Below are 15,045 nucleotides of genomic sequence, written 5' to 3' on the forward strand. Positions count from 1 at the left end.
AACGGCCGGGAAGAGCCGGCCGATGGTGGGTGTGCAGCGTTTTAGTGCTGCTTAGCGACCCAGGGGGTCGCGGTCTTTGTCAAGATCCTTCTGGATGTCTTCTGCGTTCTCACGCGCGTCGCCGGCGGCCTTTTGTGCCTTGCCCTGGAATTCACGGGCATGGCCCTTGGCCTGCTGTTCGGCATTGCCGACCAGCAGGCCGGTGTGTTCCTGCACTTCACCGGCAACTTCCTTGATCTTGCCTTTGACCTGGTCCTTGTTCATGGGATGTACCTTTCAGAGAGTTGCGTCATGGAAAATTCCATGCAGTTCAAGATAGCCCGCCGGCCCAGACCGCGCCGAAGGCATCGGGCCCATAGCCGTGTGGGTGTGTGCCTACAGGGCCTTTCGACGCGCGCCTGCTACGGGTCGGGAAACAGTTGCAACAGAACGTTCGTTGCGTCAGGATTAAACTGGCATTGCAGACAATGGACTGTGCTTTGAAGTGACCGTGCGGTGGAGGAAGGAAGAAAAAAGTCATATGAAGAAATTAGCCATCGTTTTAGGGGCCCTGGTGTCCGGGGCTTCCCTGTGGGGCGCGCCTGTCGCTCCCACCACATGGTTTACCGTGATGGGTGACCCGGCTGACCCGGCCGTCAACACCATTGAGGTAGACCCGACCCCCATTGCCGCCAACGGCGACATGCGGGCCATGCAGGTACGCGTAAGCCGCGCGCTGCAACGCACCAGCTGGGACGGCGTGCCTTACCGTTCGTATGTTTCCACCGTGCTGTTTGACTGCGCCGACAAGAGCGCCAAGTACGTCACGCTGGCGTTTTACGTGCAGCCCTTGTGGAAGGGCGAGCCGTACAAAACAGTGACTTACCCCAACGAAGTGGTGCGTCCCATGGAGTTCCGCGACGTGACGCCCAACCCGACCCAGCGCATCATTCGCGCTGCATGCGAAACCGGCAAAATTACCACCAATTAGCGGCCATGTGGCGGCGCTGGCGGGTTGTGCCCCGCTTGTGCCTTTAGGGCGCTCGGGCTACGATGGTTTGTCGCTTACGCATGGGGCTCCGGCGACTATCTTGAAGAAGGGTCTTGCATGCCGCAACTCATTGCAACGGTCGAAGGCGTCGAAATCAAGCACGTGTACCTGACGAACGACCGCACCACGCTGGGCCGCAGGCCCTACAACGACATCATCTTTGACAACCTGGTGGTCAGCGGCGAGCACTGCGTGTTCCTGCTGAAAGGCCTTGCGGACGTGTACCTTGAAGACCTGGGCAGCACCAACGGCACCTACCTCAACGGCCACATGGTCAAGTCGCGTGAGCTGCTGCACGACAACGACATCATCAATATCGGCAACTTCCGCATCCAGTACCTGGCCACCTCGCGGCACGAAGAAGAGGCTCCGCGCGAACATCAAACCACCGCCATGGCGCTGGACGCGATGGGCCTGCCCGGCACCAGCGGCACGATGCACGCGAGCCTGAAGGTGTTGTCGGGTTCGTCAGCGGGGCTGGAGGTGCCGGTGGTCAAGGCCGTCACCACCTTCGGCCAGCCTGGTGTGGCCGTGGTGTCGATATCGCACCGGCGCGACGGCTACTACGTGGCGCACATGGACGGCGAGAAGCCGCCGACCTGCAACGGCAAACCGATCGGCATGAAAGCGATTCCGCTGGCCCACCACGACATACTGAACCTGGCCGGAACCGAGATGGAGTTTTTACTCAAGAGCGCCGAGGCCTGAGCGGGCCGGGGGTTCGTGCAGGTTCGCTCAGATGGTCGAGCTGCTGATGCTGGTGGTGGGAAAGCCCATGGGCCTGCGTGAACTCCGTGGCCTGTAAGAAGGCGGCTCACCGGCCAGGCGCCAGGCAAAGGCCCGTGCCAGCGCCTTCAGCTTGAGCGTGGACTTCAGATGCAGCGGCGTCATGCCGGTGCGGGTCAGGTCCGATGCGTTGCTGGACACGCGTGACAAGCGTCGCTGCTCCAGCGCGGTGACAGGTTTGCGGGGCATGGCTGAGCGTGGCGTCTTTTTGATCGCCGCCTGCGTGGCGGCAGCACCGGTGAACTTCTCACGCAGCAGCGTGGCCTCGGGCCGCCGCTGGCCGTCCACAATCCAGTAGGGAATGCCGGCGCGGCCCAGCAGCTCGCGCTTGAAAGCATGCTTGCGGTCAGCCAGCTCGCCGCGCCCCAGGACATCGACGCAGCCCAGCACAGCGCCTTTGCGGTCGGCCACGGCGCAGGCAAAGCTCACGGTGCTCAGCAGCGCCTGCCAGTGCGCGTCGCCGCCGCGGCTGTTGGGTTCAATAAAGCCGGTAAAGGGCACCTTGATCAATACATGGTGGTCCGGAAAAATGTCTGCCAGCCAGCGCCACACCGCGAGCTCGTCGCGACTGGTGAGCGGCTTGCGGCGCAGCGCGTGGTTGCGCGCCACCTTCTTGCGGGCCGACACCACATGCGAGAGCCAGCGTTCATAGCCCAGCGCCCCCAGGGCCACGCTGCCCACAAAAATAAAGAAGCCGATCAAAAAAGAGGTGCCGGTCATGGTGCTGTCCTGGTGCTGGTACTGCGTTGATGTGCCGGGCCGATGCGCTGCCTGTTGTGATGTGGGTGTATGACCCTGAGCGGCTGCGCGGCGCTGGCTGAAAATCCCAGCCGTGTTTATAAGGTACATTTTTCATTTTTCGGCAATATGGCCCAGAACATTTGTGAACGTTCGTATTAAGCCGTGCTGCACATCCGAAGTGTGCTGGCCAGAATCGCTTCACGCGCACCCGCCTTCTATCCTTGCTGATCCTTTCTGACTTATGAAGAAGCTCCCTGCCAGCGGCGGCCTTGTGTATTCCACCGATGCCGGAAGAATGTGCCCCGGTTGCCGCCAGCCCGCTTCTGCCTGCACCTGCAAGCAGCAGGCAACACCCAAGGGCGATGGGGTGGTGCGCGTCATGCGTGAAAGCAAAGGCCGCGGCGGCAAAACCGTCACCGTCATCAAGGGCCTGCCGCTGGACGCCCTGGCCCTGGCGCAGCTGGGCAAGCAGCTCAAGGCCGCCTGCGGCTCAGGCGGCACGGCCAAAGACGGCATCATTGAAGTGCAGGGCGACCATTGCGACACCGTCATGCAGGCCCTGCAAAAACAGGGCTACGCGCCCAAGCGGGCAGGCGGTTAGGCATGAACCCCGAAGACCTCCAGCTGCTGGTGACCCGCGAAATGCCTTTCGGCAAACACAAGGGCACCCTGATCGCCGACCTGCCCGGCAACTACCTCAACTGGTTCGCCCGCGAAGGTTTTCCCAAAGGCGAAATCGGCCGCCTGCTGCAGCTGATGCAGGAGATCGACCACAACGGGCTGAAGCCGCTGCTGGATCCGTTGCGGCGGTAGTCAAGTCACTCAATCACCGCGAAACTCTGGAAGCTTGGCAATCACCTTGATCTCAAACTGAAAGCCATAGAGCCAGGTCACGCCGACACCCGTCAGCGTAGGGTGCGGTGCGTTGCCCCAGTAGTCGGGCACCACTTTCCAGGCTGTCTCGAACACCGATTCCGGATCCACCATGAAGACGGTCACGTCGACCACGTCGTCGAAGGTGCAGCCTGCGGCCTTGAGGATGGCGTTCAGGTTGTCGAAGGCGAGCCGGACCTGCGCCTCCAGGTCGGGCTCGGGGGATCCATCTTCGCGGCTGCCAACCTGCCCTGAAACGAACAGGAATCCGTTGGACTTCACCGCCGGCGAATAGCGGTTGCGTTCATAGAGGGCCTGGCGCCCGGGTGGAAAAACGACGTCACGCTTGGTCATAAAAATGTCCTTTTTCATATGGGCCGTCGCCGGCCCGTGGTTAACGATGAAAGAACTTTAGAAGACTGTGCCTTTCGGATAAACAGGCAAGGCTAACCATCACTGTTCGTAGAATCCAAACAATCATCAACGTCAACATATCTGGAGCAGAGATGGACCGTTTCGATGCAATGCAGGCATTCGCCCGCGTGGTGGAAGCAGGCAGCTTCACCAAGGCGGCCGAGACACTCCATATGAGCAAGACCAGCGTGACGCAGCTGGTGCAGCAACTGGAAGCGCGGCTGCGGGTCAAGCTGCTCAACCGGACCACACGGAAGGTCAATGTCACTGCCGATGGCGCTGCCTACTATGACCGGGTGGTGCGCGTCCTGGCCGAGGTTGATGATGCCGAGACCAGCCTGTCCAGCGCGTCGGCGTCGCCCAGGGGCCGGCTGCGGGTCGATGTGCCCAGCCCCCTGGCCCGCATGATCCTGGTGCCGGCCTTGCCGGAATTTCATGCGCGCTACCCTGAGATTCAGCTCGACATGGGTGTCAGCGACCGCATGGTGGACCTGATCGGCGACAACGTGGATTGCGTCGTGCGCGGCGGCGAGCTAACCGATCAGTCGCTGATGGCCCGCAAGGTGGGTGACCTGCAGTTGGGGGTATACGCCGCCCCGGCCTATCTGGAGCGCTCGGGCACACCGTTGCACCCACGAGAGCTGGAAGACACACATCACCGCATCGTGGGTTTTCTGTGGGCGCGCACCGGCAAGGCTTTTCCGTACGCCATGCACTGCAAGGGCGAGAGCATCAAGGTGCAAGGCCGGCACCTGTTCGCATTCGATGACGGCAATGCCTACCTCGCGGCCGGGCTGGCGGGATTGGGAGTCCTCTGGCTGCCGGACTACATGGCGAAGGCGCACCTGGCTGGCGGCGAACTGGTGCGCCTGTTCAAGGGCTGGCGCCTTGACCCGATGCCTTTGTACGTAGCCTTTGCGCCGAACCGGCATGTCAGCGCCAAACTGCGCGTGTTCATCGAGTGGATTGCCGGGCTGATGGCGCAGCATGCGCCTGTTGCTGGCCCGCGTGACGGAAAAACATGACCCCGCCATGGAAATTCCATCGGCGATATATTCATTTCATTCAAGGAGTTTTCGATGGCCAATCTTCGCCAAGCCCTGGTTCACATGCGCTCGGGGCGCTGGACCGAGGCACACACGATTGTGCAGAGTGATGAGTCGCAACTGGCCGCCTGGCTGCACGGCATCCTGCATGTACAGGAGGGCGACCTGGGGAATGCCGAGTACTGGTATGGCCAGGCCAAGCGGGATTTCAACGGCCGCGGAACGCTGGATGAAGAGATGGACCGCTTTGAGGCAGGGCTGCCCAAATAAGCGTGGTCACACCATCGCAGCCAGACGCGTCCCCTGGTCAATAGCGCGTTTCGCATCGAGTTCGCTGGCTTCGTCTGCGCCGCCAATCAGGTGCGTCTTGACGCCGGCCGCGCGCAGTGGCTCCAGCAGTTCGCGCAGGGGTTCCTGTCCGGCGCACAGCACGATGTTGTCGACCGCCAGCACGGTGCCGTCCTGCCGTTTTTCGCCGAAGGTGATGAAGAGGCTGAGGCCTGAGCCTTCTTCGTTTTCACCAATGCGTTCATAGTTGACGCCTGAAAGCATTTCGACGTTTTTCATCTTCAGCGCGGCACGGTGGATCCAGCCGGTGGTCTTGCCCAGGCCCGCGCCCAGCTTGCCGGGCTTGCGCTGCAGCAGGGTGACATGGCGCGCCGGCGGCGTGACCAGCGGGCGTACCACGCCGCCGCGCACTTCACCGGGGTCGGCCACACCCCATTCGGCGAGCCAGGCGGGCAGGTCGAGTGCGGTGGAATGGCCGGTGGGTGTGACGAGGAACTCGGCGACGTCAAAGCCGATGCCGCCTGCGCCTATGAGTGCCACACGTTCGCCAACGGGCTGGCGGCCCAGCAGCACATCGATGTAGCTCAGCACCTTGGGATGGTCTTGCCCGGGAATACGCGGGTTGCGCGGCGTGACGCCGGTGGCCAGCACGACTTCGTCAAACTTCTGCGCAATGAGGTCGGCCGCCGAGACGCGGGTGTTCAGGTGCAGCTTCACGCCGGTGCCGGTGATGCGCTGGCCGAAGTAGCGCAGGGTTTCCTCGAACTCTTCCTTGCCGGGCACGCGCTTGGCCAGGTTGAACTGGCCGCCGATTTTGTCGGCCGCGTCATACAGGTCAACGCTGTGGCCGCGCAGGGCCAAAGTGGTGGCGGCGGCCAGACCCGCGGGGCCTGCGCCTATGACGGCAACGCGTTTTTTGGCGGGGGCGATGCGAATGACGAGTTCGGTTTCATGCCCGGCGCGGGGGTTGACCAGGCAGCTTGCCAGCTTGGCCTGGAAGGCGTGGTCCAGGCAGGCCTGGTTGCAGGCGATGCAGGTGTTGATCTCGTCGCGGCGCCCCTGCGCGGCCTTGTTGACAAACTCGGGGTCGGCCAGGAAAGGGCGGGCCATGCTGACCATGTCAGCCGAGCCGTCGGCCAGCACCTGTTCGGCCACCTCGGGCATGTTCAGGCGGTTGCTGGTGATGACAGGAATCGTGAGGCCGGCGGCACGCAGGTCGGTGCGCAGCTTTTTGGTGACCCAGGTGAAGGCACCACGTGGTACTGACGTCGCGATTGTCGGCACACGCGCCTCATGCCAGCCGATGCCGCTGTTGATGAGCGTGGCACCGGCGGCTTCCACCGCTTGGGCCAGCAGCACGACTTCCTCCCAGCTGCTGCCGCCGGGGATCAGGTCGATCATCGAGAGGCGGTAGATGATGATGAAGTCGCGCCCGACGGCTTCGCGCGTGCGGCGCACGATCTCGACGGCCAGGCGCATGCGGTTGGCGTAGCTGCCGCCCCACTCGTCGGTGCGCTGGTTGGTGTGGGTGACAAGGAACTGGTTAATGAAGTAGCCTTCGCTGCCCATGATCTCGACGCCGTCGTAGCCGGCATCGCGGGCGAGCATGGCGCAGCGGATGAAGGCGCGGATCTGCCGCTCAATGCCGCCGGCGCTGAGCTCGCGCGGGGTGAAGGGCGAGATGGGGCTCTGGATGCGCGAAGGTGCGACGCACAGCGGGTGGTAGCCATAGCGGCCGGTGTGCAAAATTTGCAGCGCAATCTTGCCGCCTTCTGCATGTACTGCGTCTGTGATCTGCTTGTGGCGGCGCGCAGCGCCTGAGCTGGCGAGCATGCCGGCAAACGGTTTGGTCCAGCCGGCGATGTTGGGCGCGAAGCCGCCGGTAACCATCAGGCCCACACCGCCGCGCGCGCGCTCGGCAAAGTAGGCGGCCATGGCGGGGAAGTGTTTGCGGCCGTCTTCGAGGCCGGTGTGCATGCTGCCCATGAGCACGCGGTTCTTCAGCGTGGTGAAGCCCAGGTCCAGCGGCGCGAGCAGGTGGGGGTAGGGGGAGGCGGGGTCCAGGGAAAAAGAAGAAGACGCAAGGGAAGGGGGCGTCGTCGCCGAAGTGGGGGTCGCGGCCAAGGCAGGTCTCCTGTCAAAACTGCCTGCATGGTAGTCGTAACAAGGGGCGCTACAAAGCCTGCCGGGTACTCTAGGGGACAGGCTCTACCCCGTCTTGGGGCTAACCCTGAGCGGCGGCACCCCTACGCCGCCTGCCGTGATGTGCTATTGATTTAATAGCTGCTTGCGCCCATCCTGATTGGCTTACCGGCTGTTTTTCTTGAAGCAGGGGCCTTGGATGCCGGATGCCTGCCGATGTGGGTATACCGGAGTACGACCTTGCGGTGTTGTCTGACACCCGCCCTTAGCCGGTGCTGGTACTTTGAAGCTTCGATTTCTGGAGCACCCATGGCAAAAAGCAACACCAGCCCGACACGCGCCAAGACCGGCGAAGGCGCGACGGTGCCGCATCCTCCGCACAGCGAGCCGGACGATGAAGCAGATGGCAACGATGCCAGTACCTTGATTGAAAACCCGGTGAAGCCCGGAAAGGCCGGCAAGCTCAAGCAGCACAGCTTTCCCGACGGTGGCGGCAGCGGCGGCGCCGAGGCTTTCCGGCGCGGGCCGGGCCGGGGGAAGCCTTCGCCCGGGGTTTGATTGGGGTTGGCCGGCGTTTGATCGGGGCCTGATGAAACTCGCGACCTTTAACGTCAACGGCATCAAGACGCGGTTGCCGCAGTTGCTGGACTGGCTGGCCAAAGAATCGCCGGACGTGGTGTGCCTGCAGGAATTAAAAGCGCTGGACGGTGTGTTTCCCCAGGCCGAGCTGCGGGAAGCGGGTTACGGCGCTTTATGGAAAGGCCAGCGGTCATGGAACGGCGTGGCGATTCTGGCGAAGGGTGAGGCGCCGGTTGAAATACGGCGTGAGCTGCCCGGCGATGCGTCAGATGACCAAAGCCGCTACCTGGAGGCCGCAGTAGACGGAATCATTGTGGCCTGCCTGTACCTGCCCAACGGCAACCCGCAGCCAGGCCCCAAGTTTGACTACAAGCTGGCCTGGTTTGAGCGCCTGCACCGGCATGCGCTGGCGCTCTGCGGTTCGGGCCACCCGGTTGCGCTGGCCGGTGACTTCAACGTGGTGCCGACCGACTTTGATATCTACAACCCCAAGTCCTGGCGCAAGGACGCCTTGTTGCAGCCCGAAAGCCGGGCGGCCTATGAAAAGCTGTTGGGGCAAGGGTGGGTAGACAGCCTGCGGCATTTGCACCCGCAAGAGCGCATCTACACCTTCTGGGATTATTTCCGCCAGCACTGGCAGCGCAACGCGGGCTTGCGCATCGACCATATCCTGTTGAATGCAGAACTGGCGCCGCGCCTGAAGGCCGCCGGGGTAGACAGTTGGGTGCGCGGGCAGGAACATGCCAGCGACCATGCGCCGGTGTGGGTGGAGCTGGGGGTGGCGCGTAAAGCTGTGGGCGCGGTGAAGAAGAAGGTGGCCAAAGTGGCCAGGCCGCGAGCGGCAGCGGTGCCGCGCAAAAAAGCTCCGTAAGCCAATGCCGTACCTTACGGATTCGTTGCTATTAATTCAATAGCTGCTTGCGCAAGTCCCTATTGGTCTAGCGGCTGTTTTTGATCGCAGTCGCGGCGTCGGTGACCAGTTCGGGGCCTTTGTAGATGAGGCCGGTGTAGATCTGCACGACATCGGCGCCAGCCTTGATCTTGGAGACGGCGTCCGCACCGCTCATGATGCCGCCCACGCCGATGATGGGAAAGCCTTTGCCGAGTGCCGCGCGCAGCTGGCCGATGACGCGGTTGCTGGCTTCCAGCACCGGCGCGCCGCTCAGGCCGCCGGCTTCTTCGGCATGGCGCATGCCTTTCACGGCGTCGCGGCTCAGCGTGGTGTTGGTGGCGACGACGCCGTCCATGGCGTGGCGCTTGAGCGTGGCGGCAATCACATCGACCTGGGCTTCATCGAGGTCGGGCGCGATCTTCACAAAAATCGGCACGCGCTTGCCGTGCTGTTTGGCCAGGGTCTCGCGGCGTTCGGCGATGCGGCCGAGCAGGGCGTCCAGGGCTTCGTCGCTTTGCAGGGCGCGCAGGTTTTTGGTGTTGGGGCTGGAGATGTTGACGGTGACGTAGTCGGCGTGCGGGTAGACACCGTCCAGGCAGGTCAGGTAGTCGTCGACGGCGTTTTCAATCGGCGTAGCAGCGTTTTTGCCGATGTTCAGGCCCAGCAGCAGGGTGTTTTGCGCGCCTTGCTTGCGCACGCTGGATCGCTGCACATTGGCCAGAAAAGCGGCCAGCCCTTCATTGTTAAAGCCCAGGCGGTTGATGAGCGCGTTGGCTTCGGTGAGGCGGAACATGCGCGGCTTGGGGTTGCCCGGTTGGCCCAGAGGGGTGACGGTGCCCACTTCGACAAAGCCGAAACCCATGGCGGCCAGGCCGTCGATGCAGCGGGCGTTTTTATCGAGCCCGGCGGCCAGACCCACGCGGTTGGCGAATTTCAGGCCGGCCAGCTCGACGGGATCGCTCACGCGGTTGCCGCAGTAGGCCAGCGACAGCGGCGTGCCCTGGGTGCGCGCCAGCGAAGCCATGGTCAGCTCGTGGGCGGTTTCGGGGTCAAGCCCAAATAAAAAAGGGCGGGCCAGGGAGTAGGGAAGCAGGGACATTGGATAATTCGGCTGTTGGCGATGAGGCGATGAACCACCCGGGCAGGCCGGGCATGAGGCCTGATTGTCGCAAAACCCGTTTCGCCCCGGCCCGCCCCCCCAAACACTCTTTAATACTTCCATGACCCAAGCCATGACCCAAGACGAACTCAAAACCCTGGTTGGCCAGGCAGCCCTGCACTATGTCGAGGAAGGCAGCATTGTGGGAGTGGGCACCGGCTCGACTGTCAACAAATTCATTGACGCGCTGGGCACCATGAAGGGGCGCATTGCCGGTGCGGTGTCGAGCTCGGTTGCCTCGACGGAACGCCTGCAGGCGCTGGGCATCAAGGTGTTTGACGCGACGGAGGTGGACGAGCTGGCGGTGTACATCGACGGCGCCGACGAGATCGACAACGCGGGTTATATGGTCAAGGGCGGCGGTGCGGCGCTGACGCGCGAAAAGATCGTGGCAGCCCAGTCGCGCAAGTTTGTCTGCATTGCCGACGAGTCCAAGCTGGTGCAGGCGCTGGGCAACTTTCCGCTGCCCGTTGAGGTGATTCCGATGGCGGCCAGACGTATTGCGCGGCAGTTTGCGGCCATGGGCGGTACAGCCAACCTGCGGCTCAAGGACGGCAAGCCGCTGGTCACCGACAACGGCCAGCACATCCTGGACGTGACCGGCCTGAAGATCGCCGATCCGCTGGGTTTTGAGTCGCAGGTCAACCAGTGGCCGGGCGTGGTGACGGTGGGGGTGTTCGCCCACCAGAAGGCGCATGTCTGCTTGCTGGGTGCGCCGGGCGGGGTGAAGACACTGGTGTTTTAGGCTGCTCTGGCTCCAGAAAGCAAAACGCCGGGCTGGTACCCGGCGTTTTGCATTTTTCAGAGCCCGCTCAGAATTTGATGCCGGCAGGGTTGTTGGCCGTGGCGGCGGGTGGTGCCGCCGGAGCAGCCTGCTGGGATGGTGCGGCAGGCGCGGCTGGGGCGGTGCCCGCTGCTGGAGATTTGCTCACCGCGACCAGGGGTGTAGGCGCGGGGCGCTGGTAGGTGGCCGGCAATATAGACGCAGCAGGGTAGCCCGCTGCATTCAGGAACTGCGTCCACTCTGCATCCGAATAGCCTTTGAGTTGCTGGGCGGCTATGGTCAGAAGGGGCAGCGATGCATCGCCGCTCAGCCGCTGCAGGGCCGCAATATCTTCGTTGGTGTTGACGGTTTTCTCGCTGAAGGGAATGCCACGGCTTATCAGCATGGCACGAGCGGAACCGCAGGGAATACATTTTTCGTTGGTGTACAAGGTGACCGGGTATTTGCTGACAACCTGTCGCAATTCGAAAGGAAGACCTCCGGATGCTGCTCCACCACCACTTGACGCTGCGTTGGCAGCGCTAACTTTTCCGCTACTTGCCGCCGGCGGTGGCTGGTCGGAAAAGGTTACCTTGCCGTCGGGTCCCACGATGCGGTAGACCTGCGCGTGCGACGGCAGCGCCATAAAAATTAAGCTTCCCCCAAACAGCAGCATGGCCAGCAGGGCGTTGGGAGAGAAGGACCTAACAGCGTTTGATTTCATGGTTTCCCCAGTCAGTCTTGAATTTGAATTGAAGTAGCTTGGCTCAGGTGTTTCAAGCCATACCCTGGTGGCGCATCAGCGCGTCCAGCGTTGGCTCGCGGCCCCGGAAGGCCTTGAATGATTCCATGGCCGGACGGCTGCCCCCTGCTTCCAGGATGGCTTGCCGGTATTTTCGGCCTGTTTCTACATTAACGGTACCCGATCCTGTGCCGGCGTCAGTGTTTGTACCCGGGTCGGCTGCAGGATGGGCGGACTCTTCAAACGCGGCATAAGCGTCTGCAGACAGGACTTCGGCCCATTTGTAGCTGTAATACCCGGCTGCATAACCACCGGAAAAAATGTGACTGAATGTATGCGCAGTACGGCTGTAGGCCGGGGCGACAATCACGGCGACTTCCCGGCGCACCTCGTTCAGGAGATCCATCAGGTCGTCGGCCGGGTTGTGAGAGGTGTGCAGCAGCATGTCGAACAGTGAAAACTCGACCTGGCGCAGCGTCTGCATGCCGCTCTGGAAGTTTTTGGCGGCCAGCATCTTGTCGAACAGCTCACGCGGCAGGGCGGCGCCGGTATCCACGTGGGCGGTCATGTGCTTGAGCACGTCCCACTCCCAGCAAAAGTTTTCCATGAACTGGCTGGGCAGCTCGACGGCGTCCCATTCGACGCCGCTGATGCCGGAAACGTCCCGTTCGTTGACCTGGGTGAGCATGTGGTGCAGCCCGTGGCCGAATTCATGGAACAGCGTGGTCACGTCGTCGTGCGTGAGCAGGGCTGGCTTGCCGCCCACGCCCTCGGCGAAGTTGCAGACGAGGTGCGCCACCGGGGTTTGTAGCTTGCCGTTGTCGGGGCGCAGCCAGCGGGTGCGCACATCATCCATCCAGGCGCCGCCGCGTTTGCCGGTGCGGGCGGGCTGGTCCAGATAGAACTGGCCCACCAGCTGGCCGTTGCGCTCGATACGGAAAAACTCTACGCCAGGCTTCCACACGGGTGCCGAGTCCTTGCGGATGGCAACTTCAAACAGTGTTTCCACGATCCTGAAGAGGCCTGCCAGCACCTTGGGGGCAGTGAAGTACTGTTTGACTTCCTGTTCACTGAAGGCGTAGCGCGCTTCCTTGAGTTTTTCGCCGATGTAGGCGTAGTCCCAGGCTTGCGGGTCGGGCAGGCCCAACTGGGTGGCGGCAAAGGCGCGCAGGTCGGCAACATCCTTTTCGGCATAGGGTCGGGCGCGCCGGGCAAGGTCACGCAAAAACGTGATGACCTCGTCGGGGGACTTGGCCATCTTGGCGACCACCGAGACCTCGCCGAAATTACGGTAGCCCAGCAGCTTTGCCTCTTCGAGGCGCAGCGCAAGGATTTCCTTCATGATGGCGCTGTTGTCGAATTTGCTGAACTCGGGTGCGGCCTGGTCGCTGGCGCGGGTGGTGTAGGCCTTGTAAAAGGTTTCGCGCAGTTTGCTGCTTTTGGCAAACTGCATGACAGGCAGGTAGCTTGGCATTTTCAGGCTGAGGCGGTAGCCGGTCTTGCCTTCGGACTGGGCCTGGTTGCGCGCTGTTTCAAGCACGTCGGCAGGAATGCCCTCAACCTCGGCTTCTGTCGCGTAATAGGCAAATGCGTCGGTGGCATCCAGGGCGTTCTCGCTGAATTTCTGGTTCAGCTCGGCCTGGCGTTCCTGGATCTCGGCAAAACGGTCGCGGTCGGTGCCCTTCAGTTCCGCACCCGACAGCACAAAGTTGCGAATGGCGTTTTTATGGGCCTGGCGCTGCTCGGTGTTCAGGGTGGCCACGTCGATGGCTTTGTATTTGTCGTAAAGGCGCTCATCGGCGCCCAGGCGGGTCCAGAACTCGGTCACGCGCGGCAGGGCGGCGTTGTAGGCCGCGCGCAGCTCCGGCGTGTCGGCCACGCTGTTGAGGTGGCTCACGGCGCCCCAGGCGCGGCCCAGGTTCTCGGTGGCCACGTCCAGCACGCCGGCGATGCCGCTCCAGGAGGCCGGAAAATCCGCTGCCGTGACTTGCTCAAGGGCACTTTCGGCCCTGGCCAGCAGCTCGTCGAGGGCTGGCGCCACATGCTCGGGCTGAATCCGGTCAAACAGGGGAAGGTCGGAGAAGTCGAGAAGGGGATTGGTCATGACGTACAGCTGTGGGCGAAAGTCTCGAATCTAAGGGCCTGGGGCTACCGGGCCAGGAAGAATGTGCCTGTCGGGGCGCTATCGGGGCAATTGCCCCGTGCCTTGCGGGCGGGGAACTCAGCCCTGTGCACTCTTCTTGACACTTTTCAGTTGGGGTTTTTTGGCGCGTTTGACGGTGCCGCCGGGCGTGAGGCGCTGGTTGCCGAGCACGCGCAGGGTTTTGACTTCGGGACGCTGGCCGTAGCGGGAGCTGTTTTTCAGTACCTTGACATCACGGGGGCCGGGCATGCGGTCTTCATTGACCTTCTTTTCCTTTTCCGGCATTGGGCGCCACAGCACCAGCAGCTTGCCGATATGCTGGATGGGGGCGGCATTGAGTTCATCTGCCAGGGTCTGGAAAATCGCTTCTCGGCCGGCGCGGTCGTCTGATTGAACCCGCACCTTGATGAGGCCGTGCGCGTTCAGGGCCGCGTCGGTTTCTTTCTTGACGGCAGCGGTCAGGCCATCGGAGCCGATCATCACCACTGCGTTCAGGTGATGGGCATCGGCGCGGTGATCCTTGCGCTGGGCGGGGGTAAGTTGTATTTGAGCCATGACCCAATTATCGGGGGAGTCGGGAAGAGGACAATAGACCCCATGAAAGTAAATGCCAAGACCGACTTCAAACCCGGCACCCAGACCGACGCGAAGGCCGCTGCCAAAGCCGTATCGAAAGCCAGTGCGAAAGGGAAAAAGGTCAACAAGGCGTGGTTGCACGACCACATCAACGACCCCTACGTCAAATTGGCCCAGAAAGAGGGCTACCGGGCCAGGGCAGCTTACAAATTGAAGGAAATTGACGAAACCTTCGGCCTGATCCGGCCGGGGGACTGTGTGGTCGACCTGGGTAGCACGCCCGGGGCCTGGAGCCAGTACGTGAGGCGCAAGCTGTCACCCACCGGCGCGGCGGCGGGGGAGCTCAACGGCCGCATCATCGGGCTGGACCTGCTGCCCATGGAGCCGATCGAGGGGGTGACCTTTATCCAGGGCGACTTCCGGGAGGCGGAGGTGCTGGAGAAGCTGGAGCAGGCGCTGGCCTCGTCCGAAGGGCAGATCCGGGTCGATCTTGTGATCTCGGACATGGCGCCCAACCTGTCGGGTATTGAATCGGCCGATGCCGCCCGCATTGCCCATCTCATAGAGCTGGCCGTGGAGTTTGCCCAGAACCGGATGAAACCGGACGGCACCCTGGTGGTGAAGCTTTTTCACGGCAGCGGATACGATCAGCTCGTGAAGCTTTTCAAGGACACCTTCAAGACGGTCAAGCCCCTCAAACCCAAGGCATCGCGACCGGGATCGTCCGAGATTTTCCTGATTGGCCGGGGGCTTAAGAGGCGTGCCGAAGCTGCACAATGAGTGTGATACGGTGGCAAAAATCACCTAAACCCGCTTCAAACATGGGGCTGGCAGGGGATTACGCGGTTTTTGCCCTTGAAACGCCTAAAAT

18 protein-coding genes are annotated in these 15,045 nt (G+C 62.4%); 10 read left to right on the forward strand and 8 right to left on the reverse strand.

From position 1 onward, the window contains the following. Window positions 1–51: 51 nt before the first annotated feature. Window positions 52–264, reverse strand: coding sequence for a CsbD family protein (locus AC1DZE_RS14180; RefSeq protein WP_477673357.1), 213 nt, complete (start codon window positions 262–264; stop codon window positions 52–54). 256 nt (window positions 265–520) lie between these two features. Between AC1DZE_RS14180 and AC1DZE_RS14185 the strand changes: the two genes are divergently transcribed. Continuing rightward, window positions 521–970 carry a surface-adhesin E family protein gene (locus AC1DZE_RS14185; protein WP_477673356.1) on the forward strand — a complete coding sequence of 150 codons (450 nt, stop codon included), beginning with the start codon at window positions 521–523 and terminating at the stop codon, window positions 968–970. A gap of 117 nt (window positions 971–1,087) precedes the next feature. Continuing rightward, complete coding sequence (locus tag AC1DZE_RS14190; RefSeq protein WP_457278741.1) at window positions 1,088–1,738, forward strand: FHA domain-containing protein; 651 nt, start codon at window positions 1,088–1,090, stop codon at window positions 1,736–1,738. Between the two features lie 27 nt (window positions 1,739–1,765). Here the strand turns inward: AC1DZE_RS14190 and AC1DZE_RS14195 are convergent, their stop codons facing one another. Continuing rightward, complete coding sequence (locus tag AC1DZE_RS14195; RefSeq protein ID WP_477700209.1) at window positions 1,766–2,536, reverse strand: PDDEXK family nuclease; 771 nt, start codon at window positions 2,534–2,536, stop codon at window positions 1,766–1,768. Window positions 2,537–2,798: 262 nt separating this feature from the next. On the opposite strand from AC1DZE_RS14195, the gene AC1DZE_RS14200 reads away from it, so the two are divergent. Then, the gene (locus AC1DZE_RS14200; RefSeq protein ID WP_477672093.1) at window positions 2,799–3,158 is read left to right on the forward strand and encodes a translation initiation factor Sui1; all 360 of its coding nucleotides are present in this window, start codon (window positions 2,799–2,801) and stop codon (window positions 3,156–3,158) included. Window positions 3,159–3,160: 2 nt separating this feature from the next. Beyond that, window positions 3,161–3,370 (forward strand): DUF3820 family protein, encoded by a 210-nt coding sequence (locus tag AC1DZE_RS14205; protein WP_477667170.1) that lies wholly within the window; start codon window positions 3,161–3,163, stop codon window positions 3,368–3,370. Between the two features lie 9 nt (window positions 3,371–3,379). On the opposite strand, the gene AC1DZE_RS14210 is transcribed toward AC1DZE_RS14205, so the two are convergent. Next, entirely contained in the window at window positions 3,380–3,784 is a 405-nt protein-coding gene (locus tag AC1DZE_RS14210; RefSeq protein ID WP_477670958.1) for a RidA family protein, read from the reverse strand. A 152-nt stretch (window positions 3,785–3,936) separates the two neighbouring features. On the opposite strand from AC1DZE_RS14210, the gene AC1DZE_RS14215 reads away from it, so the two are divergent. Both AC1DZE_RS14215 and AC1DZE_RS14220 read left to right on the forward strand, forming a co-directional pair. After that, window positions 3,937–4,869 carry a LysR family transcriptional regulator gene (locus AC1DZE_RS14215; protein ID WP_477670957.1) on the forward strand — a complete coding sequence of 311 codons (933 nt, stop codon included), beginning with the start codon at window positions 3,937–3,939 and terminating at the stop codon, window positions 4,867–4,869. Between the two features lie 54 nt (window positions 4,870–4,923). Further along, window positions 4,924–5,160, forward strand: coding sequence for a hypothetical protein (locus tag AC1DZE_RS14220; RefSeq protein WP_477670956.1), 237 nt, complete (start codon window positions 4,924–4,926; stop codon window positions 5,158–5,160). Between the two features lie 6 nt (window positions 5,161–5,166). On the opposite strand, the gene AC1DZE_RS14225 is transcribed toward AC1DZE_RS14220, so the two are convergent. After that, window positions 5,167–7,242, reverse strand: a complete 2,076-nt coding sequence (locus tag AC1DZE_RS14225; RefSeq protein WP_477672096.1) for an oxidoreductase — start codon at window positions 7,240–7,242, stop codon at window positions 5,167–5,169. 387 nt (window positions 7,243–7,629) lie between these two features. Between AC1DZE_RS14225 and AC1DZE_RS14230 the strand changes: the two genes are divergently transcribed. Together AC1DZE_RS14230 and xth are read left to right on the forward strand one after the other, a co-directional pair. Then, window positions 7,630–7,878, forward strand: coding sequence for a hypothetical protein (locus tag AC1DZE_RS14230; RefSeq protein ID WP_477670955.1), 249 nt, complete (start codon window positions 7,630–7,632; stop codon window positions 7,876–7,878). 31 nt (window positions 7,879–7,909) lie between these two features. Then, window positions 7,910–8,770, forward strand: a complete 861-nt coding sequence (gene xth / locus AC1DZE_RS14235; protein WP_477670954.1) for an exodeoxyribonuclease III — start codon at window positions 7,910–7,912, stop codon at window positions 8,768–8,770. Between the two features lie 67 nt (window positions 8,771–8,837). Here the strand turns inward: xth and AC1DZE_RS14240 are convergent, their stop codons facing one another. Further along, window positions 8,838–9,890, reverse strand: coding sequence for a quinone-dependent dihydroorotate dehydrogenase (locus AC1DZE_RS14240; protein WP_477672091.1), 1,053 nt, complete (start codon window positions 9,888–9,890; stop codon window positions 8,838–8,840). Window positions 9,891–10,023: 133 nt separating this feature from the next. Between AC1DZE_RS14240 and rpiA the strand changes: the two genes are divergently transcribed. Then, entirely contained in the window at window positions 10,024–10,695 is a 672-nt protein-coding gene (gene rpiA, locus AC1DZE_RS14245; RefSeq protein WP_477672095.1) for a ribose-5-phosphate isomerase RpiA, read from the forward strand. A 67-nt stretch (window positions 10,696–10,762) separates the two neighbouring features. Here the strand turns inward: rpiA and AC1DZE_RS14250 are convergent, their stop codons facing one another. The 3 genes from AC1DZE_RS14250 to AC1DZE_RS14260 all read right to left on the reverse strand — a co-directional run bounded on the left by AC1DZE_RS14250 (window position 10,763) and on the right by AC1DZE_RS14260 (window position 14,153). After that, on the reverse strand, window positions 10,763–11,389 hold the full coding sequence (locus AC1DZE_RS14250) for a glutaredoxin family protein (RefSeq protein WP_477672094.1): 627 nt from the start codon (window positions 11,387–11,389) through the stop codon (window positions 10,763–10,765). Between the two features lie 100 nt (window positions 11,390–11,489). Then, window positions 11,490–13,559: a M3 family metallopeptidase gene (locus AC1DZE_RS14255; RefSeq protein WP_477670951.1), complete on the reverse strand. Its 2,070-nt coding sequence runs from the start codon at window positions 13,557–13,559 to the stop codon at window positions 11,490–11,492. Between the two features lie 117 nt (window positions 13,560–13,676). Beyond that, the gene (locus AC1DZE_RS14260) at window positions 13,677–14,153 is read right to left on the reverse strand and encodes a YhbY family RNA-binding protein (protein ID WP_477670950.1); all 477 of its coding nucleotides are present in this window, start codon (window positions 14,151–14,153) and stop codon (window positions 13,677–13,679) included. A gap of 42 nt (window positions 14,154–14,195) precedes the next feature. On the opposite strand from AC1DZE_RS14260, the gene AC1DZE_RS14265 reads away from it, so the two are divergent. Next, a complete protein-coding gene (locus AC1DZE_RS14265; protein ID WP_477670949.1) occupies window positions 14,196–14,954 on the forward strand; it encodes an RlmE family RNA methyltransferase in 759 nt (252 codons plus the stop codon). The last annotated feature ends 91 nt before the right edge of the window (window positions 14,955–15,045 follow it).

This window comes from Polaromonas sp. P1_F1, assembly GCF_056405795.1.

Excerpts from the sequence above, each read along its gene's own strand:
- AC1DZE_RS14255 (WP_477670951.1), bottom strand. The coding sequence starts at position 13,559 with ATGACCAATCCCCTTCTCGACTTCTCCGACCTTCCCCTGTTTGACCGG.
- xth (WP_477670954.1), top strand. The coding sequence starts at position 7,910 with ATGAAACTCGCGACCTTTAACGTCAACGGCATCAAGACGCGGTTGCCG.
- AC1DZE_RS14265 (WP_477670949.1), top strand. The coding sequence starts at position 14,196 with ATGAAAGTAAATGCCAAGACCGACTTCAAACCCGGCACCCAGACCGAC.
- AC1DZE_RS14200 (WP_477672093.1), top strand. The coding sequence starts at position 2,799 with ATGAAGAAGCTCCCTGCCAGCGGCGGCCTTGTGTATTCCACCGATGCC.
- AC1DZE_RS14195 (WP_477700209.1), bottom strand. The coding sequence starts at position 2,536 with ATGACCGGCACCTCTTTTTTGATCGGCTTCTTTATTTTTGTGGGCAGC.
- AC1DZE_RS14230 (WP_477670955.1), top strand. The coding sequence starts at position 7,630 with ATGGCAAAAAGCAACACCAGCCCGACACGCGCCAAGACCGGCGAAGGC.
- AC1DZE_RS14205 (WP_477667170.1), top strand. The coding sequence starts at position 3,161 with ATGAACCCCGAAGACCTCCAGCTGCTGGTGACCCGCGAAATGCCTTTC.
- rpiA (WP_477672095.1), top strand. The coding sequence starts at position 10,024 with ATGACCCAAGACGAACTCAAAACCCTGGTTGGCCAGGCAGCCCTGCAC.
- AC1DZE_RS14260 (WP_477670950.1), bottom strand. The coding sequence starts at position 14,153 with ATGGCTCAAATACAACTTACCCCCGCCCAGCGCAAGGATCACCGCGCC.
- AC1DZE_RS14215 (WP_477670957.1), top strand. The coding sequence starts at position 3,937 with ATGGACCGTTTCGATGCAATGCAGGCATTCGCCCGCGTGGTGGAAGCA.
- AC1DZE_RS14240 (WP_477672091.1), bottom strand. The coding sequence starts at position 9,890 with ATGTCCCTGCTTCCCTACTCCCTGGCCCGCCCTTTTTTATTTGGGCTT.
- AC1DZE_RS14185 (WP_477673356.1), top strand. The coding sequence starts at position 521 with ATGAAGAAATTAGCCATCGTTTTAGGGGCCCTGGTGTCCGGGGCTTCC.
- AC1DZE_RS14220 (WP_477670956.1), top strand. The coding sequence starts at position 4,924 with ATGGCCAATCTTCGCCAAGCCCTGGTTCACATGCGCTCGGGGCGCTGG.
- AC1DZE_RS14190 (WP_457278741.1), top strand. The coding sequence starts at position 1,088 with ATGCCGCAACTCATTGCAACGGTCGAAGGCGTCGAAATCAAGCACGTG.
- AC1DZE_RS14180 (WP_477673357.1), bottom strand. The coding sequence starts at position 264 with ATGAACAAGGACCAGGTCAAAGGCAAGATCAAGGAAGTTGCCGGTGAA.
- AC1DZE_RS14210 (WP_477670958.1), bottom strand. The coding sequence starts at position 3,784 with ATGACCAAGCGTGACGTCGTTTTTCCACCCGGGCGCCAGGCCCTCTAT.
- AC1DZE_RS14250 (WP_477672094.1), bottom strand. The coding sequence starts at position 11,389 with ATGCTGCTGTTTGGGGGAAGCTTAATTTTTATGGCGCTGCCGTCGCAC.